The sequence below is a fragment of the Conexibacter sp. SYSU D00693 genome, assembly GCF_017084525.1.
GTDB lineage: Bacteria > Actinomycetota > Thermoleophilia > Solirubrobacterales > Solirubrobacteraceae > Baekduia.
The window spans coordinates 680,542-700,771 of the sequence record NZ_CP070950.1 but is presented as its reverse complement, the minus strand read 5'-3'; the positions used below and the strand labels follow the sequence as shown (position 1 = coordinate 700,771).

Here is a 20,230-nt window from a genome sequence, read left to right as displayed (position 1 = left end):
GGCTACCGGGCGCGGACGGTGACGCGCCCGCTGCCGCTGGTCGCGTCGATGCGCTGCGGCGCCAGGTCGTCGCGCAGCAGGCCGGTCACGCGGTCCGAGTCGCCCGAGTCGACGTCCACGCGGTAGGTCCCGAACGGCAGGACGACGTCGACGTCGCCGCTGTCGGTGTCGGCCACGACGCGCGTCGGCGCCCCCACCAGGTCGAGGTGCAGGTCGCCCGACTCCGTGCGCACCTCGAAGACGACCGTGTCGAGGCGATCGGTGTGCAGGTCGCCCGACCCCGTCGACGCCCGGACGACGCCGTGCAGGCCGCGCAGCTCGACGTCCGCCGCGTCGCCCTCGAAGACGACCTCCTGCACCGTCGACGGGACGAGCACGTCGAGCTCCAGCGAGCAGCGCAGCGCGACCTCGGTCGCCGGGCAGGTGGCGTCGACCTCGAGCTCGCCGCCCCGGCGCGTCTGGCGCACCTCGGGCCGGCTCAGCAGCCACGTGACCTGCTGCTCGACGATGAGGAACGGCGAGACCCCGGCGCGCAGCGTGACGTCCCCGCCCTCCGCGCGCACCACGAGCTTGCGGATCGGCTCGCGCACCACCGTCCGGGCCTCGGCCTCGGAGCGCAGCAGCGCGCTGGCGGCGAACGCGACGCCGCACAGCAGCGACAGCCCCAGGGCTGCCAGCGCGACGATCCGGCGCGTGCTCATCCGAGGTCCACGGTACGCACGCGTGCGGTCGAGGCGCTGCGTGCCAGCCGCATCGGGGTGGTGCGGCTAGCCGCACCACCCGCCCGATCTGGCCTGCGGCGCTACGCCCCGACCGCCGTCAGCCAGCGGTCCATCGCCTGCCGGAACTGCTCGTGGGTGCGCCCGAGGGTCACGGCGTGGCCGGTGCTCGGCAGCTCGACGAGCTCCGTCCTCTCGGCCTGGATGTAGGACAGCAGCGCCTGGAGGCGGTTGGTCGGCGGCGCGAAGAGCGCGTCGTCGGCGCCCGACACGACGAGGACCGGGGCCTTGATCGAGCGGGTCCCCAGCTGGTCGAAGAGCAGGGCCTGGAGGGCGTTGAGCAGGTCGCCGCAGGGGTCGAGGTTGTGCTTGGCCAGCGCGATGCGCCGGACCTCGGGGTCGATGTCGAAGAAGTGGCCCGCGGCGAAGTCGGCGTCCGTGCGGCCGAACGGGACGTAGTTCGGCGCGCCCGTCCTGCCGTGCGAGCGCTGCGGCGCCAGGAGGCAGTCGCCGCCGGCGGTCGCGAAGGTCGCGAGGGTCAGCGGCGACGGGATGTCGGTGAAGCCGATGACGGCCAGCGCGTCGGCGCTGTCGAACGAGTACTGCGTGACCTGGGCGATGAAGCCGCCCGCGGAGTGCCCGGCCAGGACGACGCGGTCGAAGCCGGTGCGGACGTCGTCGGGGGCGTCGTACCCGGCCACGCGCATCGCGCGGATGACCTGGTCGGCCATGTCGGCCTGCGAGGAGAAGCAGGTGGCCAGGCCGTTGGCGAGCTGGTCGTCGTTGGGGTTGCCCAGGCGGTCGAGGACGATCGACGCGTGCCCGGCGTCGGCCTGCTGGCGGGCGTAGTCGTAGCCCGGGACGTCCTGGAAGCGGAAGAACCAGCCGCCGTAGCCGAGGCCGTGGAGGTAGAGCGTCGCCGCCGGCTCCTTGGCGTCGAGGGCGGCGCGGGGCGCCACGAGCGTGCCGCGGACGGTGTAGGTCCTGCCGTCCGGCGCACCGAGGCACGGGATGAGGGTCGTGTTGCGGTTGACGACCTTGAACTGCACGGGGACGTCGACGACCTCGCCGCCGCCGACGCGGACGTAGGCGGGCGTGCCGAGCCTGCCGTCGCGCGTCCGGGTGCGGATGCGCAGGTCGGCCGAGCGCGAGCCGAGCGTCACGGTGAGCGCCCGGCGGCGCGCACCGAGGGCGACCGTCCTCTCCGCCTTCCAGCTGGCGCCCTCGCAGCGCTCGACGACCACGCGCGAGCCCCGCCGCGCCGCCCGCGTGGCCGCCCGCTTGGCGCCCGGGACGACCGCCGAGGCGGGCGCGCCGGCCGCGACGGTGCGCACACCCTCGTGCTCGGTGCCGCACATGCGCGCGTTGCCCACCGTCCCGCCGGCGACCCGGACGCCTGGCGCGGCCGCGGCCTGCGCGGCGTCGGTGATGGCGAGGGCGAGGACGGCCGCCAGGCCGGCGAGGGCACGCTGGGACTCCATGCGCCCATCCTTCCGCGGCCCCGCGAGCGGCGCCTTCAGGCCGGGCGCACAAGACCGCCCGGTCCGCTTCGTGGATCTGACTGGTCAGCCGTAGCCGGTGGATCCGAAGCCGCCGGCCCCGCGCGCGGTCGCGTCGAGCGCGTCGACCTCCTCGACCTCAGGCGTCGCGGGCTCGACGAGGACGAGCTGGGCGATGCGGTCGCCGGCGGCGATCGCGTAGCCCTCGTCACGGTCGGTGTTGAGCAGGAGGACCTGCACCTCGCCGCGGTAGCCCTCGTCGATGAGGCCCGGGGCGTTGACCAGCGCGATGCCGTGGCGGGCGGCGAGGCCCGAACGGGGCAGGACGAGGCCGGCGTGGCCCGGCGGGAGGGCGATGGCGATGCCCGTGCGGACCTGCGCCCGGGCGCCGGGCGCGAGCTCCACCGCCTCCAGCGCGCAGAGGTCGTAGCCGAAGTCGCCGTCCCGGGCGCGCCGGGGCAGGACGGCCCGCGCGTCCAGCCGGTGGACGCGCAGCGGCGCCGCGGTCACTCGGCGTGCGGGCCGTGGCCGTTGCGCGCCGCGGCCAGCGACCAGCGCTCGAAGCGCTCGGCGACCTCGACGGGCAGCAGCGCGCTCACGCGCACGCCCTCGGCGGTGTCCTCGCGCTCCAGGTCGCCCGCGACGTCGTGCAGCTCGGCCAGCCGGCCGCCCTCGGAGAACGGCAGCAGGAGCTCGACCGCGCGCAGGCGGGCGGCGAAGGACTCGGCGACCTTGGCGCGCAGCTCGTCCAGCCCCTCCCCCGTGCGGGCGCTCACGAGGATGCCGTCGCGGTGGCGGATGCTCAGCTCGTGGCGCTGCTCGTCGTCGAGTGCGTCGGCCTTGTTGAGGACGAGCAGCCGCGGGTTGTCGCCGGCGCCGATCTCCTCGAGCACGTCGTCGACCGCGCGCAGCATGTCGTCGAGCTCCTCCTCGGGTGCCGAGGCGTCGACGACGTGCAGGACGAGGTCGGCCACGCGCGTTTCCTCGAGCGTCGCGCCGAACGCCTGGACGAGCTGGTGCGGGAGCTTCTTGATGAAGCCGACCGTGTCGGTCAGCAGGTACGGCCGGCCCTCGATCTCCATCTTGCGGGTCGTCGGGTCCAGCGTGTGGAAGAGCCGGTCGCGGACGCCGACCTCCGCGTCGGTCAGCGCGTTGAGCAGCGTCGACTTGCCGGCGTTCGTGTAGCCGGCCAGCGCCACCTGCGGCAGGTGCGCGCGCGTGCGCTCGGCGCGCATCACCGAGCGGTTGGACTTCACGTGCTCGAGCCGGCGGCGCAGCGCGGAGATGCGGTCGCGCGCGAGGCGGCGGTCGGTCTCGATCTGGGACTCGCCCGGGCCTCGGGTGCCGATGCCGCCGCCGAGACGCTCGAGGTGGGTCCACAGACCCCGCATCCGCGCGAGGTTGTACTCGAGCTGGGCGAGCTCGACCTGGAGCTTGCCCTCCGAGGAGTTCGCGTGGCCGGCGAAGATGTCGAGGATCACCGTCGTGCGGTCCACGACGGGCAGCCCGAGCTCCTTCTCGAGGTTGCGCTCCTGGCGCGGGCTGAGCTCGTCGTCGCAGGCGATGACGTTGGCGTCCGCGCGCTTGGCCAGCGCCTTGACCTCCTCGAGCTTGCCGGGACCGAGGTAGGTGTTCGGGTGCGGAGCCTCGCGGTGCTGGACGCTCTGGCCGACCACCGCGACGCCCGCGGTGCGCAGCAGCTCGCGCAGCTCGGACAGGTCGTCGCCGTCGGGCAGCGCCGCGATGCAGAACGCGCGCTGCTTCGCGCGCCCCGACCTCGGGGCGGTGCCGTTCGTCGTCTCCGCCGTGCGGCCGTTGCGGCCCTTCTGCTGCATCCACCCTCCAGTCTAGAAGGGGCCGGAGCAGGCGTTCAGCGGTGTGTCAGGACGTTGATGACGCGCCCGCCGGGCTCGCGGACGAAGAACCGCCGCACGCCCCAGGGCTCGTCGGTCAGCGGGTGGACGACCTCGTCGCCGCGCTCGAGCACCGCCGCGTACGCGGCGTCGACGTCGTCGACCTCGACCGACGCGTCGGGGACGACCGGCGCGCTGGCGTCGTGCGACATCACCTGCACCTGGGGCCCGCGCGGCTCGTCGGCCTTCGCGTAGGTCCTGACCCAGCCGTGGTCCATCACCACCTCGAGGCCCAGGACGTCGGCGAAGAACGCCGCGCCGGCGGCCGGGTCCTGCCCGTGGAGGTTGGCGACGATGCGGCGGACGGTCATGCCAGCGGGAGTCTCGCGGGTGGGGGCAGCGGCTCGTAGCGCTCGGCCAGCTCGGGGACCGGCAGCAGCAGGACGCCCTCGCGCGGGTCGCCCACCCAGGAGCCGGTCCCGGCGGCCAGCGCGTATGCGGCGTAGGCGGCGGCGCACGCGTCGAGCTCGTCGAGCGTCCGGTGCCAGAGGCCGCCGTCGTCGTCGACGACCCCGCGCAGGCGCAGCGCCGCGATCCGCTGCTGCAGCCCCCACGGCGTGCGCTTGGCCGACGGCCGGTGGCCCAGCAGGGAGCAGAAGACCGCGTCGGGGTAGGTCTCCGCGAGGCGGCCGAAGGCCAGCGCCCCGTCGCCGTGCGGGGCGCCGAGGACGTCGGCGGGGACCTGCGGGCGGTGCAGGACGAGCGCGTCGAGCGCCTCGAACAGCGCGAAGCCCTGCGCCATCCAGCCCTCCCACGCGGCCAGGCCCTGCTGGGCGGCGGGCACCGGGTAGAGCGGCAGCCGGCGGCGGAAGAGCAGGGCGTCGCACACGCGCATGCGCTCGTAGCGCCCCTCGGGCAGGCCGAGCTGGTCGCGCAGCGGTTGGCCCGGGGCCAGGAGGTCGAGCCGGCGCCCGCTGGGCGCATCGATCGCGCAGACCGCCTCGCCGCCGAAGCCGAGCACCGTACGCGCGATCGCGTCGACGTCCCCCGGCTCGTAGAACGTGGCGACGAGCTCGGTCGTCCCCTCCGCCCCGCGCCGCTCGTGCAGCGTGCAGAGCTGCTGGTTGCCCGGACGGGCGGACACGTCGACCCCGCAGTAGCGCATGGCTGGAAGCCGCTAGCTTGCCAGCCCGTGCCGCCGGACCTCGCGCAGCGCCTCGCCGACCGGACCCTCGAGCTCATCGACGTCCCCTCGGAGTCCCACGACGAGGCCGCGCTGCACCGCCACGTCACCGACGTGCTCCGCGAGGGCGGCGTCGCGGTGCAGGACCTCGGCGACCTGTGCCTGCTGGCCCACGTCGGCGAGCGCCGGGCGGACCGGCCGCTCGTCCTGCTCGCGGGCCACCTCGACACCGTCCCCGCGCAGGACAACCGCCCGGGGCGCATCGGGGACGGCTGGGTGCACGGCCTGGGCGCGGCGGACATGAAGGGCGCGCTGGCGACGATGGTCGAGCTGGCGCTGCACCCGCCGGGTCCGTGGGAGGGCGTCGACGTCGGCGTGCTCTTCTTCCCCCGCGAGGAGCTGCCCTTCGTGGACTCGTCGCTGACGCCGCTGCTGGCGCGCGAGCCGTCCCTGCACGACGTCGCCCTGGCGATCGTCATGGAGCCCACCGCCAACCAGCTGCATGCGGGCTGCCTGGGCAACCTCAACGCGACCTGGACCTTCACGGGCCGCGCGGGCCACTCCGCCCGCCCGTGGCTCGCCGACAACGCGATCCACCAGGCGGCGGCGGGGATCGCCGCGCTCGCGCAGGTCGAGCCGGTGCCGGTCGACTCCGACGGCCTGACCTTCACCGAGGTCATCTCGGTGACCACCGTCCACGGCGGGATCGCGCGCAACGTCGTGCCCGGCTCGTGCGTGGCCGAGGTGAACATGCGCTACGCGCCGGGCACGAGCGCCGACGAGGCCGAGCGCCGGCTGCGCGCGATCTGCGAGCCCTTCGGCGAGGTGCGCATCGACGGCAACGCGCCCTCGGCGCCCGCCGCGCTGACCAGCGACCTCGCGCGCCGGCTGGCCGACGGCCTGGAGGTCGCGCCCAAGCAGGCGTGGACGCCGGTGGCGGAGTTCGCCGCCGTGGGCGTGCCCGCGGTCAACCTCGGTCCCGGCGACCCGGCGTTCGCCCACCGTGCCGACGAGCGCATCGAGGTCGACGCGCTCGTGCGCTGCCACGACGTCCTCGCGAGGTTCCTGTGCGGCTGAACCCGGTCCTGGAGGGCCTCGGGGCCTACCCCTTCGTCCGCCTCAACGAGGCCAAGCGGGCGGCGGCCGCGGACGGCGTGGACGTCATCGACCTCGGCGTCGGCGAGCCGCGCGAGCAGACGCCGGCCTTCATCCGCGAGGCGCTGCGGGGCGCGGTCGACCCGTTGTCCACGTACCCGCTGGCCGAGGGCCTGCCGGAGCTGCGCGGCGCGATCTCGGCGTGGGTGGCGACGCGCTTCGGGGCGCAGCTCGACCCGGCCACCGAGGTCCTGCCGACGCTCGGCTCCAAGGAGGCGGTCTTCCACCTCGCGCAGGTCCTCGGCGGCGAGCGCGTCGTCGTCACCGCCCCCGGCTACCCCGTGCCCGAGCGCGGCGCGCGGTTCGCCGGCAAGGAGGTCGTGCGCCTGCCGCTGCTCGCCGAGCGCGGCTTCCTGCCGGACCTCGACGCCATCGACTGGCCGGGCACGGCGATCGTCTGGCTGAACTTCCCCAACAACCCGACGGGCGCGACGGCGCCGCTGGAGCTCTACGAGCGCGCGGCGGCGCTGGCCCGCGAGCACGACGTCGTGCTGGCCAGCGACGAGGCCTACAGCGAGCTGTGGTTCGGCGAGCAGCCGCGCGGCGCGCTCGAGCTGACCGACCGCCGCAACGTCGTGGTCTTCAACACGCTCTCCAAGCGCTCGTCGATGCCCGGCTACCGCTCGGGGTTCGTGGCGGGCGACCCGCAGGTCATCGCCGCCCTCAAGCGCTACCGGCCCAACGTCGGCGTGGCGCCGCAGGAGTTCGTCCAGCGCGCCGCCGTCGCCGCGTGGTCCGACGAGCAGCACGTCGACGACGTCCGCGACGTCTACCGCGCCAAGCGCGACGTCCTGCTGGGCGCCTTCGAGGCCGCGGGCTTCACCCTGGCGGGCGGCGACGCGACGTTCTTCCTCTGGCTGCGCACGCCCGACGGCGCCGACGACGAGCGGATCGCCATGGCCCTGCTGCGGGAGACCGGCATCGCGGTCGCCCCCGGGTCGTTCTTCGGGCCCGAGGGCGCCGGGCACGTGCGCGCGGCGCTGGTCCCCACGCGCGAGCGCTGCGCCGAGGCGGCCGCGCGCTTGCGCGGGCGCTAGTCGTTGGCGTGCAGGACGGCGTTGAGGCCGCCCCACGTCCCCTTGTGGGCCAGCGCGTGCACGGTGCCGGTCACGCTGTCGCGCCGGAACAGCAGACCGTCGGAGCCGCTCAGGTCGCGCGCCTTGACGACGTCGCCGTCGGGCGTCGTCACGCGCGTGCCGGCGGTGACGTAGAGGCCGGCCTCCACCACGCAGTCGTCGCCGAGCGAGATGCCGAGGCCGGCGTTCGCCCCGAGCAGGCAGCGCTCGCCGAGCGAGATGACCTCCTTGCCGCCGCCCGACAGCGTGCCCATGATCGACGCGCCGCCGCCGATGTCGGTGCCGTCGCCCACGACGACGCCCGCACTGATGCGGCCCTCGACCATCGAGTGGCCCAGCGTCCCGGCGTTGAAGTTCACGAAGCCCTCGTGCATGACGGTGGTCCCCTCGGCGAGGTGGGCGCCGAGGCGGACGCGGTCGGCGTCGGCGATGCGCACACCGGACGGGACGACGTAGTCGGTCATCCGCGGGAACTTGTCGATCGAGGTGACCGCGAGGTGCTCTCCGGCGGCCCGGGCCCGCAGCTGGGCGTCGGTGAGGGCGGCAGGGTCGACCGCGCCGCGGCTGGTCCAGGCGATGTTGGGCAGGACCCCGAACTGGCCATCCAGGCTGAGGCCGTGCGGCTGGACGAGGCGGTGCGAGAGCAGGTGCAGGCGCAGGTAGATGTCGTGGGCGTCCTGCGGGCCGGCGTCGAGGTCGGCGACGACCGTGACGACCGGGACGGTGACGACGCCGCGGACCTGGTCCTCGCCGGCCGCGCCGGCGAACGCGCCGCCGCCGAGCTCGGTCGCCCGGGCGTGGCGCAGCCGCGTCGTCCCGGGCTCCAGGCCCTCGGGGGCCGGTCCGAGCACGGGCCGCGGGAAGAAGGTGTCCAGGGCCCGCCCGTCGCGGGTGAAGGTCGCCAGGCCGGCCGCCCAGGCGCTGCGCTGCTCGCTCATCGCCCCGGAGCCTACGACGGGTCCGGCAGCGCCCGCAGCGCGGCGACGAGCTCGTCGCTGGCCTCGGCGCGGAAGACCGGCTCGGCCCAGCCGGTGAGGGCGATGTGGAGGTCCTCCTCGACGTCGACGACGAGCTCGCCGCCGTCGAGGACGACGGTCACGGGGCTGTCGCCGCCGCGCAGCACGTGGGCGACGGCGGCGCCGCAGGCGCCGGTCCCCGAGGCGCTCGTCTCCCCCACGCCGCGCTCGAAGATCCGGGTGCGGATCCGGTCGGGCGCGAGCTCGGCGGAGAACGAGACGTTCGTGCGGTGCGGGAAGAGGGCGTGGCGCTCGATGGCGGGGCCGAGCTTCGGGAGGTCGAGCGCCGTGAGCGCGGCCTCGTCGCGCACGAGGATCGCGCACTGCGGGTTGCCGACCTGGGCGTGCTGGAAGCGCCAGCTGCGCCCGTCGGCCTCGAGCTCGCCCTGGCCGTCGTCGCCCCCGCTGGGGAAGTCGTCCGAGCGCAGGCGGGCGCGGCCGATGTCGAGCGTGGCCGTGCGCTCGTCGTGGATCGTCGGGCGGATCTCGCCGGCGGCGGTGAGGATCGAGAACTGGCGCTGGTCGGTCCAGCCGGCGCGGCGCAGGTAGAGGACGGCCTCGCGGGCGCCGTTGCCGCTGAGCTCGGCCTCGCTGCCGTCGGGGTTGAAGATCCGCAGGCGCGCGACGAAGCCCGGCTCGTCGGTCGGGCTGAGCTCGAGCACGCCGTCGGAGCCGACGCCGTGGTGGACGTCGCACAGCAGCCGCACGCGCTCGGCGCTCAGCGGGAGGCCGATCGCGTCGCGCTCGACGACGAGGTAGTCGTTGCCCAGCGCCTGCCACTTCTCGAAGCGCATCTCGCGGCGGCAGGCTACGGGAGCAGCTGCGCCGCGACGTCCTCGGCGCTGTGGCCGGTGACGTCGACGAGCTCGACGCCCTCGAGCTTGCGCATCCAGGTGGTCTGGCGGCGGGCGTAGCGGCGGGTGGCGGTGACCATCGCCTCGACGTCGCCGTCGAGCAGCTCGCGGAAGCCCAGCGCCTTGCGGGCGGTCTCGCTCGCGCCGGCGGCCTCGGCGGCCCGGACCTCGCCGGCGGCGCCGTCGGCGACCATCTGGTGCACGCGGGCGGCGATGCGCTCGCGCAGCGCCTCGCGGTCCATCGTGAGCCCGACGAGCCGGGTGGGCCGGCGCGTGTGGGCGGTCCACAGCTGGTCGCCGCTGTGGAGCTCCTGGCCGAGCTCGGCGAGCTCGAGCGCGCGGATGATGCGGTGGGCGTCGCGCGGGTCGACGCGGGCGCGCGCGGCGTCGTCGAGGCGGGCGTGCAGCACCTCGGGCCCGTGGGCGTCGAGCTCCCGCTTCAGTCGCTCACGCAGCTCGGGCGGCGGCGGGGGCCTGAGGTCGAGCTCGGCGAGCGCCGCGCGCAGGTAGAGCCCGGTGCCGCCGACGACGATCGGGGTGCCGCCCTCGTCGAGCACCGCGTCGATGGCGGCATGCGCGCGACGGGCGTACTCCGCGACGGAGAACGTCTCCGTGACCGCCAGGAACGAGACGAGCCGGTGCTCGAGGCGGGCCTGCTCCTCGGCGCTCGCGACGCCCGTGAGGACCTCGAGCCCGCGGTAGACCTGCAGCGCGTCGGCCGAGACCGCGACCGGGCGCTCACCCTGCGCCCGCAGCCGCTCGCCCAGCGCGATGGCCAGGGCGGTCTTGCCGATCCCGGTCGGCCCGAAGATCGCCAGGACGTCGGCCACCGCCGGAGCTTCGCAGAGCCCGGCGGCGGCCACGCCCCACCGGACTACGGCGTGAGCATGTCCTTGGCCTTGCGGACGAAGCGCTGGCCCTCGGCCATCTCGACCGTGCTGTGCAGCTCGGGACGCGCCTCGGCCGGCGCCAGCTTCGGGACCTCGCCCCAGGCCTCGGCCTTGCGGACGCTGAAGGTGCCGTGGCTGTCGACCGACGGGCCGCTGGTCCAGCGGGCATCACCCGGGACCTCGCCGTCGGAGTGCACGATGAACTCGTAGTTGTGGTCCTGGTTCTCGAGCTCCTGGGGGAAGTCCATGGGCGCGGGCATGCCCATGTCCTTGAACTCCTCGAGGACGGCCATCCACTGGTTCTGGTGCATCGTGTCGCGGGCGATGAGGAACGCGAGCATGTCCTTCATGCCCGGGTCGTCGGTCATCTCGTAGAGACGCGTCGCGAGCACGCGGCCGCCGCCCTCCGCGGCGACGTTGGCGTGCATGTTCGCGCCGATGTTGCCGGTGTCGATGATCCACGAGCCGTTGAACGGCACGCCGTTGGCGTCGGTGGCCATCGCGCCGAGGCCGGCCGAGATGACGTGGCGCGGGTCCTGGCCGCCCAGCACGGCGGCGACGGTCGGGTTGGCCTCCGCGAGGTCCTCCTGGAGCTTGGACTCGGCGCCCTCGAGGTTCAGCGCCACGGCCGTGGCGAGCATCTCGATGTGGCCGATCTCCTCGGTGCCGGTGTTGAGGAGCATGTCCTTGTAGCGCTCCGGTCCGCGGCAGTTCCACCCCTGCATGAGGTACTGGAGGCAGACGCGGATCTCGCCCTCGATCCCGCCGATGGCCTGCTGGAGGTGCTTGGCGAACACGGGGTTCGGCTTGTCGACGCGCACCTTGTACGCGAGCTGCTTGGTGTGGAGGAACATGAGGCCGCGGGTGCGCCGCATCGGGGCGACCGAACCTCCTGGTCGGACCTCGGCGGTTCGCTGCCGGACCACGCCCGCGCCTGGCAGGATCCGCGGTCATGGAGCTCCAGGGGGCGCGGGTCCTGCTCACGGGCGCGACGGGCGGCATCGGCCATGCCATCGCGCGGCGGCTGCACGCGGCAGGCGCGCAGCTCGTCCTGACCGGCCGACGGCTCGACGTGCTGGAGCCGCTGGCCGCCGAGCTCGGAGGCCGCGCGGTGGCGGTCGACCTCGCCGTGCGCGAGGAGGTCGACCGGCTGGCGGCGGACTGCGCCGACGTCGACGTGCTGGTGGCCAACGCCGCGCTGCCGGCGTCGGGCCAGTTCGTCGAGGACTTCGACCTGCAGCGCATCGACCGCGCGCTCGACGTGAACCTGCGCGCGCCGATCGTGCTGGCGCGGGCGCTCGTGCCGGAGATGCTCGCCCGTGGCCGCGGGCACCTCGTGCTCATCTCGTCGATCGCGGGACGCACGAGCGCCCCGGGGTCGTCGATCTACAGCGCGACGAAGTTCGGGCTGCGCGGGTTCGCCCAGGGGCTGCGGGGCGACCTGCACGGCACGCCGGTCGGCGCGAGCGTCGTCTTCCCCGGCTTCATCCGCGACGCGGGGATGTTCCACGACTCGGGCGCCGAGCTGCCGCGGGGCGTCGGGACCAGCACCCCGAGCGACGTGGCGGAGGCCGTCGAGTCGGCGATCGTCCGCGACCGCGGCGAGGTCACCGTCGCGCCGGTCTCGATGAAGGCGCTGACGACCTTCGCCGAGGTCGCACCGGGGCTGTCGGCGAAGGTCGCGCGGCTGGCCGGCTCGGACAAGGTCTCGGCGTCCATCGCCGCCGGCCAGCAGCTCGACCGCCACAGGTGACGGGTGCCAGGCACCCGCCACCGGCCGGCCTAGCCGACGAGCGCGCCGTCGTCGCTGCTCGTGCGCACGTCGCGCCCGATGGCCTCGCCGCGCTGGGCGAGCTCGTGGATCACGCGGACGACCTCGGTCGCCAGGCGCGGGCCGTCGGACGGGCGCTGGGGCGTGGCCTGCACGCGCACGACCACCTCGTCGTCGTCGACCTCCTCGAGCAGGATGCGCGGGCGGTCGCGCAGGTCGACGTCGACGACGTCGTCCAGGCGCTCCTGGAGGTCCAGCGGCGTGATGCCCGCGCGCAGGCGCGCGCGGAGGTCGACGCCCTCGGGCTCGCGCAGCGGGATCACCGCCACGTTGAGCACGATGCTGTTCGGGACCATGATCTGGTCGTCGCCGCTCGAGAACGTCGTGTAGAGCAGCCCGAGCGACGAGACGACGCCCTCCATCGTCCCCGCGAGGCCGCCGCCCTGGAGGCGCACGCGCTCGCCGACGCGGAAGGGCCGGGCGCTGAGGAGCACGAGCCCGGCGAAGAGGTTGCCGAACGTCTGCTGGGCGGCGAGGCCGAGGATGACCGCGGTGAACGCGCCGCCGACCGCCAGCGTCTCGGGCTTGAGGCCCGCGACGCGCAGCGCGACGAGCACGGCGAGGACGATCGTCGCCAGGCGCACGAGGAAGCCGACCGTGCCCGCCGTCCCGGGGTCCAGGCGGCGGAACAGCGTCGGACCGAAGGCGCGGCCGAGGTCGCGGGCGAACTGCCAACCCAGCGCGACGAGCGCCAGCATCGTCACGATGCGGACGGGCACGTCCACGCCGAAGAGCTCGTGGCGCAGGTGGTAGAGCACCAGCACGCCGGCGATCATCGGCAGGTTGACGAGCACGCCCACCCGGGCGCGCTTCACGGCCTTGGCGCTGAGCTGACGGGCGAGGCCCGCCTCAGCCCAGGAATGGCTTCGGGTCTCGAACAGCTTGCGCATGTGCTCCTGGTCGTTGCGTCGTGGCTTGAGCTTCGCCACCTAGGACCACCGTTCCCTCGTCGTCGTTGCGGTCGTGTGACCGGGCGCACAGAGGCGCCGCGGTGGGGACCGCGGATCTCCTGAGGTGCTGCCCCTCGAAGGGGCGGCCATGCGCGATCGCCGGGGCTAGCGGCCGAGCGCGGTCTTCAGGGTGCGGTACGCCGGTCGCGGCGTCCCGCTGGCGCTGATGAGCCCGGCGTCGAAGCGCGCGCCCCTCGGCGCGCCGGTCCAGTTGTAGAGGTAGACGCGCTCGATCCGCGGGGACGAGCGGGCGATGCGGAAGGTGTAGGCGAGCGCTCTGGCCTGCCGGCGCGCGCTGGGCGGGAAGCTGCGCCCGAAGCTGTACAGGCCGCCGGTCTCCGTCAGCCAGATCGGCCCCTCGACCGCACGCAGCAGCGTCTGCACCCCGGTGCGGCGGAAGCGGTTCGTGTCGGCGTAGTTGTGCAGCCCCCAGACCGCCGGCGTCGAGTCCAGGCTGCGCCGGTAGGTCGCCAGGTAGCGCTCCATCCCGGCCTGGTCGAGCAGGTCACCGGCGACGACGGTGCACCCGGAGCACTCCGCGCGCACGACGTCGAAGAAGTCCGCCGCGCGCTCCGGCGCGCCGGACGTCGGCTGGCTGGCGTGGTTGGCCTCGTTCCAGGCCGCGAAGACGCGGACCTGCGGCCAGCGACGGTGGAACTCGCGGAAGCGGGCGCGGAACTCGGCGACGGACGGCAGGCGCTGCGGCCGGACGCGGGAGTGGCCGAACGTGATGAAGGGCTCCACCCCCGCGCGCTGCGCCCCGGCCAGCCAGCTGTCGACGATCTCGCGCTCGAAGCGCACCTTCGTCGCGTCGTAGGCGACGACGAGCCGGGCCCGCCGGATGCCCAGCGCCCGAAAGCGCGGGTCGTCGAACATCGCGGTGCCGTGCTCGCCGATGCCGACCTCGACGCCGGACGCGGCGCCCTTGCGCACGGGCAGCGCCGGCCCGTCGCCGGTCTCGTCGTCGCCGTCGCGGCCGCGGCCGGGCTCGGGCAGGCCGGGCTGCGGGTCGTCTCCGTCGCCGCCCGTCGTGCGCGCACCCCGGCCGGTCTGCGCCGGCGCGACCGCGGTCCCGACGACCGTGTCGGCCCCGTCACCACCACCGTCGTCCCCGCCGCCGCTCGCCAGGGCGACCGCCCCCACCGCCACGACGAGCGCCACGACGCCCGCGACGATCCACCGCGTCCGTCCCGCCCACCACGACCCGCCTGCGTCCTGCATCCTCGGCGGGCTTCCCTAGAACAGCGCCTCCTGCACGGTCCGGCTGCGCCGGGCCGCCGCGATGGCCTGCCGCGCCTGCTCGGCCTGGTGCGCCCGGCGCTCCTGCACGCGCAGCCGGAACGCCGACGGCCGCGGCCCGTCGGGGTGCACGAGCATCCCGCGCAGGCGCTCCTGCTCCCGCGCCGGCAGGTACCCGCTCGTGCCGTAGAGCTCCTCGTAGTGGTCGACGAGGTCGGGCCGGTACGAACGCAGCCAGTCCATGAAGACCCCGCGCGTCTCGCCGCGCAGGAACAGCCCCTGCCCGCCGACGCTCGTCGCCCCCGCCTCAGCCGCCAGCGTCAGGATCTCCTCGACCTGGCGTGGGTCGTCGTTGATGCCCGGCATGAGCGGCGCGACGAGGATGCCGCACGGGATGCCCGCCCGGTTGAGCTCCCCCACCGCCTCCAGACGCGCCCGCGGGTTGGGCGTGTGCGGCTCGGTCGCGCGCCACGCCCGCTCGTCGATCGTCGGGACCGACAGCGACGCGCTGATCTCGGCCACCTCGGCGACCTGCAGCATCAGGTCGAGGTCACGCAGCAGCAGCGGCGACTTCGTCAGCACCGAGCACGGGTTGCGCGCGTCGCGCAGCGCGGCCCAGATCCCGCGCATGAGCTTGTAGCGCCCCTCGACCCACTGGTACGGGTCCGTGTTCGTCCCCATCGCGACGTGCTCACCCGTCCACGACGGGCGCCGCAGCTCCGCGGCCAGCACCTCGGGCGCGTTGACCTTGACGACGATCTCGTTGTCGAAGTCGCGGCCCGCGTCGAAGCCGAGGTAGGTGTGCGTCGGCCGAGCAAAGCAATAAAAGGCAGCCGTGGCTGCAGCCTCGGTACGGGTTGACCGTCCAGCGGAACGGCACGGCCGACTTCTCCGGGACGCGGTTCAGGACGGACTTCGCCCGGATCTCGTAGAAGCGCGTGTTGAGGGCCTCCGGGGCGTTGAAGCGGCGGACGGTCGCCTCGTCGCGGTAGCCCGGGAGCGCAGACTGCTCCGCGCCCTGCTCGGCCTCGATGGTCAGGTTCTGCCAGCGCACGAACACATGTTCGCATGGCGTGGGGACGGACCGCTGCACCGGCGTCCGACCGCCGCATCCACGTAGCCTGTCGCCATGGCCTACGGGGAGGAAGAGGGGACGTCGTACCTCGTCGAGCCCGGGGCCGGTCTGATCTTCTTCATCGTCCTGGTCCTCGTGCTGGCGCCGGCCGGCGTCGTCACCGCGCTGAAGGGCCGGTGGGGCTGGGTCGTCGCCGGGCTGCTGCTCGCAGGGCTGCCCTGGCTGGTGAGCGCCTGGGTCGCGCCCGCCGACACGAGCTGGTGGGCGCGTCGCCGAGCGCGACGGTCGGGCGTGGGCGCCGCGTAGGCTCCCCCGCGCCGTGGACTCCAGCCTCTTCGCCGTCGACCTCCGGGCCCCGCTGCCCAACGACGACCTCGAGGCGCGGCTGGCGTGGCGGGCGCCGCGGCAGGGCATGCGGCCGGGTGACCGGGACGTGCCGCGCGACGTCGCGACGTACGCCGTGCTGTGGACGCGGGACCTCGCCGGCCGCGAGCGCGAGCGGCGGCTGACCGTCGATGAGGGCGACGCGTACCTCGCGCAGGTCGAGGCGCTGCACGCGAAGGTCGCCCAGCTCGACGCGGACGTGGCGGCGAAGGCGGCCGTCCGGCGCCAGCGGGCGGCCGACACCGCTCGCACGATCGACCTCACCTGCCCCCACTGCGGCGTCGCGCGCGTCTACGAGGGCCGGCGGGACCTCCAGGCGCTCGAGCGGCCCGAGCACGTGGCCCGCACCGACGACCCCGCGCTGGCGCGCCCGCGGACGGTCGCGCTGCACCTCTACGCCTGCCCGCGTTGCGGGTCGGCGGAGCTCTTCACCGCGGGGCCGCTGCAACACCCGCTCGACGGCGCCGCCTGACGCGGCAGGCGCGGCCTAGAACGCCGCGGCGCGCGCGACGAGCGACAGCTCGCCCGTCAGCGTCTGGGACGTCGCCCCGGTGATCTCGACGGGCACGAGCTCGCCCGGCACCGCGAGGCCCTCGAAGTTCACGACCTTGTTGTGCCGGCAGCGCCCGCGCATGCGCGACGGATCGTGGCGCGACGGGCCCTCGACGAGGACCTCGAGCGTCCGTCCGACGAAGCGCTGCGCGCGCTCGTGCGCCCGGCGCTGCACGAGCTCCACGAGGCGCTCCATCCGCGCGACCTTCACCTCGTGGGGGACGTCGTCCTCCATGAGTGCCGCCTCGGTGTCGCGGCGCGGCGAGAAGATGAAGGTGAAGGCGCCGTCGAAGCCGACCTCGTCGACGACCTCGAGCGTCTCCTGGAAGTCGGCCTCGGTCTCCCCCGGGAACCCGACGATGATGTCCGTCGTGATCGCGCAGTCCGGCACGTGCTCGCGGATGAGCGCGACGCGGTCCAGGAAGTGCTCGCGCGTGTAGGTGCGGCGCATGAGCTTCAGGATCCGCGAGGACCCGGCCTGCAGCGGCAGGTGGACGTGCTCGCACACGCTCGGGCACTCCGCGTGGGCGAGGACGACGTCCTCCTTCATGTCCTGCGGGTGCGGGGACGTGTAGCGGATGCGGTCCAGGCCCTCGATCGCGTCGAGCTCGCGCAGGAGCGTCGCGAACGTCGACGGGTGCGGCCGCAGGCGCACGCCCCACGAGTTGACGTTCTGGCCCAGCAGCGTCACCTCGCGCACCCCGTCGGCCACGAGGCCGCGGACCTCGTCGACGAGCTCCTCCAGCGGCCGCGACACCTCGCGCCCCCGGGTCGACGGGACGATGCAGTACGAGCAGCGCTGGTTGCAGCCGGCGGAGATCTGCACCCACCCCTGGACGTCGCGGGCGCGGCGCGCCGGCAGGTGGCCGGTGAAGCCCTCGAACTCGAAGAACCCCTGCGCGGTCAGCGAGTCGCTCGTGAGGAACTCGGCGAGCTTGTGCACCTGACCGGGGCCGAAGGCGACGTCGACGAACGGGAACTGCCGGAAGACCTGGTCCTTGACCGACTGGGCCCAGCAGCCGCCGACCCCGATGAGCGTCTCCGGGCGCCGGCGCTTGACGGCCGCGGCCTGGCGCAGGTGCGCGACGAAGCGGTCGTCGGCCTTCTCGCGGATCGAGCAGGTGTTGAAGAGGATGAGGTCCGCCGCGTCGCGGTCCTCGGTCGGCGCGTAGCCCAGGGCGTCGAGCATCCCGAGCATCCGCTCGGAGTCGTGCTCGTTCATCTGGCAGCCGAACGTCGTGATGTGGACCGACCGGGCGCTCACGGCAGCCCCGCAGGGTAGCCGCACCTCCTCGCGCCGGGCGAGGTGCTGCACTGCTGCGTCTTCGTGTCGCCGCTGTCCGTCGTCCGCCACCGCGACTTCCGCCGGCTCTGGCTCGCCCAGGCCGGCTCGTCGCTGGGCGACCGCGTGGTCGTCGTGGCGCTCGCGCTGTACGTCACGGACACCGGCAGCGCCACGGACCTGGGCCTCGTCCTCACCGCGCAGGCGCTGCCGCTCGTGCTGCTCCTGCTCGTCGGCGGCGTCTGGGCCGACCGGCTGCCGCGCGCCCGGCTGGTCCTGGCGACCGACGTCGTGCGCGCGGTCGTGCAGACGGTCGTCGCCGTGCTCGTCCTCACCGGCAGCGCGGAGGTGTGGCACCTCGTCGTCGCGAGCCTCGTCTTCGGCAGCGCCGAGGCGTTCTTCCGCCCCGCGCAGACCGGCCTCGTGCCGGAGACCGTGCCCGAGGAGGACATCCAGGCCGCCCGCGCGGTGACCTCGATGACCGACAACGTCGCAGAGCTCGCAGGCCCGGCGATCGGGACCGCGCTCGTCGTCGGCCTCAGCGCCGGCGTGGCGTTCGCCGTCGACGCCGTGACGTTCCTCGTGAGCGCGCTGCTCGTCGCCGGCGTGCGCACGCGCAGGCGCACCGGCCTCGTGGACGAGGGCGAGCCGTCCGTGCCGGCGCCGTCGCTCACCGCGCTGCCCGAGCCGGCGCCCTCGTGGCGCACGGAGCTCGCCGAGGGCTGGGCGGAGGTCCGCAGCCGCGTCTGGGTGTGGGCGACCATCCTCGGCGCCACCGCGGCGCTGATCCTCGCCTACGGGCCGCTGTTCGTCCTCGGCCCGACGGTCGCCGAGGAGGTCCACGGCGACACCGCGGTCTTCGGCTGGACCATGACGGCCTTCGGCGCGGGGGCGCTGTCCGGTGCCGCCACGGGCCTGCGCTGGCGGCCCACGCACCCGATCCTCGCGTCGCACGTCGTAGCCCTGCTGTGGCCGCTCATCGGCGTCTGCCTGGCGGTCGACGCGCCGCTGGTCCTCACGCTCGCCGTCGCCGCGGCCGGCGGCTGGGGCCTCTCGCTCTTCGACGTGTGGTGGACCACGGCCCTGAGCGAGCTGATCCCGCCCGCCGCGCTCGGGCGCGTGTCGGCCTTCGACTGGATGGGGTCGCTGGCGCTGCTGCCGGTGGCCTACGCCTTGGCGGGGCCGCTGGCCGACGCGGTCGGGGCGCGTGAGGTCCTGGCGGTCGGCGGGATCGCCTGCGTGGTGACGACCGCCCTGCCGCTCCTGGCTCGCGGCGTGCGCGAGCTCACCTGGCGTAGTCCACCGCGCGCGACTCCCGGATCACCGTGACCTTGATCTGGCCGGGGTACTCGAGCTCGCGCTCGATCTCCCGGGCGATGCCGCGGGCCAGCACGCCCGCGCCCGCGTCGTCCACGGCCGACGGCTCGACGATGACGCGGACCTCGCGGCCCGCCTGCATCGCGTAGACCTTCTCGACGCCGTCGTGGCGGGCGGCGAGCTGCTCGAGGTCGCGCAGGCGCTTGACGTAGTGCTCCAGCGACTCCCCGCGCGCCCCCGGCCGGGCGCCGCTCAGCGCGTCGGCCGCCTGCACGATCACCGCCTCGACGGTCTGCGGCTCGACCTCGTTGTGGTGGGCCTCCATGGCGTGGGCGACGGCCTCGCGCTCGCCGTGGCGGCGGGCCAGGTCGCCGCCGACCAGCGCGTGCGGGCCCTCGACCTCGCCGGACACCGCCTTGCCGATGTCGTGCAGGAGCGCGGCGCGCTTCGCCGTCTTCGCGCTGGCCCCGAGCTCGTGGGCCATCGTGCCCGCCATCAGCGCGCACTCGATCGAGTGGGCGAGCACGTCCTGGCCGTAGCTCGTGCGGAAGCGCAGCCGGCCGAGGAGGCGCACGAGCTCCGGGTCCAGGCCCTGGACGCCGGCCTCCAGGACGGCGGCCTCGCCGACCTCGACGATGTGGGCGTCGAGGTCGGACTTCGCCGAGAAGAACACCTCCTCGATGCGGGCCGGGTGGATCCGGCCGTCCTGCAGCAGGCGCTCGAGCGTCATCCGCGCGACCTCGCGGCGCACGCCGTCGAAGGCGCTGAGGACGACGGCGCCGGGTGTGTCGTCGACGATGAAGTCGACGCCGGTGAGGTTCTCGAGCGCGCGGATGTTGCGCCCCTCGCGGCCGATGATCCGGCCCTTCATGTCGTCGCCCGGCAGCTGGACCACGGAGACGGTGGTCTGCGTCGCGTGCGACGCGGCGAGGCGCTGCATCGCCACGGACAGGATCGAGCGCACGCGCCGCTCGGCGTCGCGCTTGGTCTCGTCCTCGACGCGGCGCAGGACCCGCGCCGCGTCCTGGCGCGCCTCGCCCTCGACGTCCTTGAGGAGCTCCTGCTTGGCCTCGGCGGCGCTCAGGCCGCTCGCGCGCTCCAGCGCCCGCTCGCGCTCGACCTTGAGGCGTTCGAGCTCGGCGGCCTGGCGCTCGAGCTCCGCCGCGCGCAGCTCGAGCTCGGCGGCGCGGCGGTCGAGGGTGGGATCGGCCGCGAGCGGCGCGGCGGCGTGACCGGGACGGGAGCGCGTGTGGACGAGCGTCGCGACGACGAGGCCCATGGCGATGAGCGCCGCGCCGATCAAGGTCTGCATGCATCCGTCCTCTCCCGGGACGCGCGAGCGTCCCGCTCTTCCG

The 20,230-nt window shown here is 74.7% G+C and carries 22 protein-coding genes; 6 read left to right on the top strand and 16 right to left on the bottom strand.

Annotation, left to right across the window (positions count from 1 at the left end; translation table 11 throughout):
* Nucleotides 1-2: 2 nt before the first annotated feature.
* The 6 genes from JUB12_RS03530 to JUB12_RS03505 form a co-directional block, all read right to left on the bottom strand.
* A complete protein-coding gene (locus JUB12_RS03530) occupies nucleotides 3-701 on the bottom strand; it encodes a DUF4097 family beta strand repeat-containing protein (RefSeq protein ID WP_205698230.1) in 699 nt (232 codons plus the stop codon).
* Nucleotides 702-802: 101 nt separating this feature from the next.
* Entirely contained in the window at nucleotides 803-2,200 is a 1,398-nt protein-coding gene (locus JUB12_RS03525) for an alpha/beta fold hydrolase (protein WP_241004406.1), read from the bottom strand.
* Between the two features lie 84 nt (nucleotides 2,201-2,284).
* Nucleotides 2,285-2,728, bottom strand: coding sequence for a dUTP diphosphatase (gene dut / locus JUB12_RS03520; RefSeq protein ID WP_241004405.1), 444 nt, complete (start codon nucleotides 2,726-2,728; stop codon nucleotides 2,285-2,287).
* Complete coding sequence (hflX, locus tag JUB12_RS03515; protein ID WP_205698229.1) at nucleotides 2,725-4,053, bottom strand: GTPase HflX; 1,329 nt, start codon at nucleotides 4,051-4,053, stop codon at nucleotides 2,725-2,727. Before hflX ends, dut begins: the two co-directional genes overlap by 4 nt.
* Nucleotides 4,054-4,088: 35 nt before the next feature.
* Nucleotides 4,089-4,442, bottom strand: a complete 354-nt coding sequence (locus JUB12_RS03510; RefSeq protein WP_205698228.1) for a VOC family protein — start codon at nucleotides 4,440-4,442, stop codon at nucleotides 4,089-4,091.
* Nucleotides 4,439-5,215 carry a DUF429 domain-containing protein gene (locus JUB12_RS03505; RefSeq protein WP_205698227.1) on the bottom strand — a complete coding sequence of 259 codons (777 nt, stop codon included), beginning with the start codon at nucleotides 5,213-5,215 and terminating at the stop codon, nucleotides 4,439-4,441. The genes JUB12_RS03510 and JUB12_RS03505 overlap by 4 nt, the downstream gene beginning before the upstream one ends.
* A gap of 48 nt (nucleotides 5,216-5,263) precedes the next feature.
* Here JUB12_RS03505 and dapE point away from each other — a divergent pair, with 48 nt between their 5' ends.
* Complete coding sequence (gene dapE / locus JUB12_RS03500; RefSeq protein ID WP_205698226.1) at nucleotides 5,264-6,331, top strand: succinyl-diaminopimelate desuccinylase; 1,068 nt, start codon at nucleotides 5,264-5,266, stop codon at nucleotides 6,329-6,331.
* Nucleotides 6,322-7,446 carry a pyridoxal phosphate-dependent aminotransferase gene (locus JUB12_RS03495; RefSeq protein ID WP_205698225.1) on the top strand — a complete coding sequence of 375 codons (1,125 nt, stop codon included), beginning with the start codon at nucleotides 6,322-6,324 and terminating at the stop codon, nucleotides 7,444-7,446. Before dapE ends, JUB12_RS03495 begins: the two co-directional genes overlap by 10 nt.
* Here the strand turns inward: JUB12_RS03495 and dapD are convergent.
* The 4 genes from dapD to JUB12_RS03475 are packed head-to-tail and all read right to left on the bottom strand — an operon-like array spanning nucleotide 7,443 to nucleotide 11,099.
* Nucleotides 7,443-8,423 (bottom strand): 2,3,4,5-tetrahydropyridine-2,6-dicarboxylate N-succinyltransferase, encoded by a 981-nt coding sequence (dapD, locus tag JUB12_RS03490; RefSeq protein WP_205698224.1) that lies wholly within the window; start codon nucleotides 8,421-8,423, stop codon nucleotides 7,443-7,445. The two genes, JUB12_RS03495 and dapD, sit on opposite strands and share 4 nt — an antisense overlap.
* A gap of 11 nt (nucleotides 8,424-8,434) precedes the next feature.
* The gene (gene dapF / locus JUB12_RS03485) at nucleotides 8,435-9,295 is read right to left on the bottom strand and encodes a diaminopimelate epimerase (protein ID WP_205698223.1); all 861 of its coding nucleotides are present in this window, start codon (nucleotides 9,293-9,295) and stop codon (nucleotides 8,435-8,437) included.
* Between the two features lie 14 nt (nucleotides 9,296-9,309).
* Nucleotides 9,310-10,218, bottom strand: a complete 909-nt coding sequence (gene miaA / locus JUB12_RS03480) for a tRNA (adenosine(37)-N6)-dimethylallyltransferase MiaA (RefSeq protein ID WP_241004404.1) — start codon at nucleotides 10,216-10,218, stop codon at nucleotides 9,310-9,312.
* An 11-nt stretch (nucleotides 10,219-10,229) separates the two neighbouring features.
* Nucleotides 10,230-11,099 carry a manganese catalase family protein gene (locus JUB12_RS03475; protein ID WP_371822317.1) on the bottom strand — a complete coding sequence of 290 codons (870 nt, stop codon included), beginning with the start codon at nucleotides 11,097-11,099 and terminating at the stop codon, nucleotides 10,230-10,232.
* Nucleotides 11,100-11,197: 98 nt separating this feature from the next.
* Here JUB12_RS03475 and JUB12_RS03470 point away from each other — a divergent pair, with 98 nt between their 5' ends.
* Complete coding sequence (locus JUB12_RS03470) at nucleotides 11,198-11,998, top strand: SDR family oxidoreductase (protein WP_205698221.1); 801 nt, start codon at nucleotides 11,198-11,200, stop codon at nucleotides 11,996-11,998.
* 29 nt (nucleotides 11,999-12,027) lie between these two features.
* Here JUB12_RS03470 and JUB12_RS03465 read toward each other — a convergent pair whose 3' ends face one another.
* The 4 genes from JUB12_RS03465 to JUB12_RS03450 form a co-directional block, all read right to left on the bottom strand.
* Complete coding sequence (locus JUB12_RS03465) at nucleotides 12,028-13,005, bottom strand: mechanosensitive ion channel family protein (protein ID WP_205698220.1); 978 nt, start codon at nucleotides 13,003-13,005, stop codon at nucleotides 12,028-12,030.
* Between the two features lie 126 nt (nucleotides 13,006-13,131).
* Nucleotides 13,132-14,247: a glycosyl hydrolase gene (locus tag JUB12_RS03460; RefSeq protein ID WP_205698219.1), complete on the bottom strand. Its 1,116-nt coding sequence runs from the start codon at nucleotides 14,245-14,247 to the stop codon at nucleotides 13,132-13,134.
* Nucleotides 14,248-14,262: 15 nt separating this feature from the next.
* Entirely contained in the window at nucleotides 14,263-14,997 is a 735-nt protein-coding gene (locus tag JUB12_RS03455) for a hypothetical protein (RefSeq protein ID WP_205698218.1), read from the bottom strand.
* Complete coding sequence (locus JUB12_RS03450) at nucleotides 14,957-15,319, bottom strand: hypothetical protein (RefSeq protein ID WP_205698217.1); 363 nt, start codon at nucleotides 15,317-15,319, stop codon at nucleotides 14,957-14,959. The genes JUB12_RS03455 and JUB12_RS03450 overlap by 41 nt, the downstream gene beginning before the upstream one ends.
* 75 nt (nucleotides 15,320-15,394) lie before the next feature.
* On the opposite strand from JUB12_RS03450, the gene JUB12_RS03445 reads away from it, so the two are divergent.
* Nucleotides 15,395-15,646, top strand: a complete 252-nt coding sequence (locus JUB12_RS03445) for a hypothetical protein (RefSeq protein WP_205698216.1) — start codon at nucleotides 15,395-15,397, stop codon at nucleotides 15,644-15,646.
* 13 nt (nucleotides 15,647-15,659) lie between these two features.
* On the top strand, nucleotides 15,660-16,196 hold the full coding sequence (locus JUB12_RS03440) for a hypothetical protein (RefSeq protein ID WP_205698215.1): 537 nt from the start codon (nucleotides 15,660-15,662) through the stop codon (nucleotides 16,194-16,196).
* A 15-nt stretch (nucleotides 16,197-16,211) separates the two neighbouring features.
* Here JUB12_RS03440 and miaB read toward each other — a convergent pair whose 3' ends face one another.
* The gene (gene miaB / locus JUB12_RS03435; protein WP_241004403.1) at nucleotides 16,212-17,540 is read right to left on the bottom strand and encodes a tRNA (N6-isopentenyl adenosine(37)-C2)-methylthiotransferase MiaB; all 1,329 of its coding nucleotides are present in this window, start codon (nucleotides 17,538-17,540) and stop codon (nucleotides 16,212-16,214) included.
* 63 nt (nucleotides 17,541-17,603) lie between these two features.
* Here miaB and JUB12_RS03430 point away from each other — a divergent pair, with 63 nt between their 5' ends.
* Nucleotides 17,604-18,887, top strand: coding sequence for an MFS transporter (locus tag JUB12_RS03430; RefSeq protein ID WP_205698214.1), 1,284 nt, complete (start codon nucleotides 17,604-17,606; stop codon nucleotides 18,885-18,887).
* Here JUB12_RS03430 and rny read toward each other — a convergent pair.
* A complete protein-coding gene (gene rny, locus JUB12_RS03425; RefSeq protein ID WP_205698213.1) occupies nucleotides 18,844-20,187 on the bottom strand; it encodes a ribonuclease Y in 1,344 nt (447 codons plus the stop codon). The genes JUB12_RS03430 and rny overlap by 44 nt on opposite strands.
* Nucleotides 20,188-20,230 lie beyond the last annotated feature (43 nt).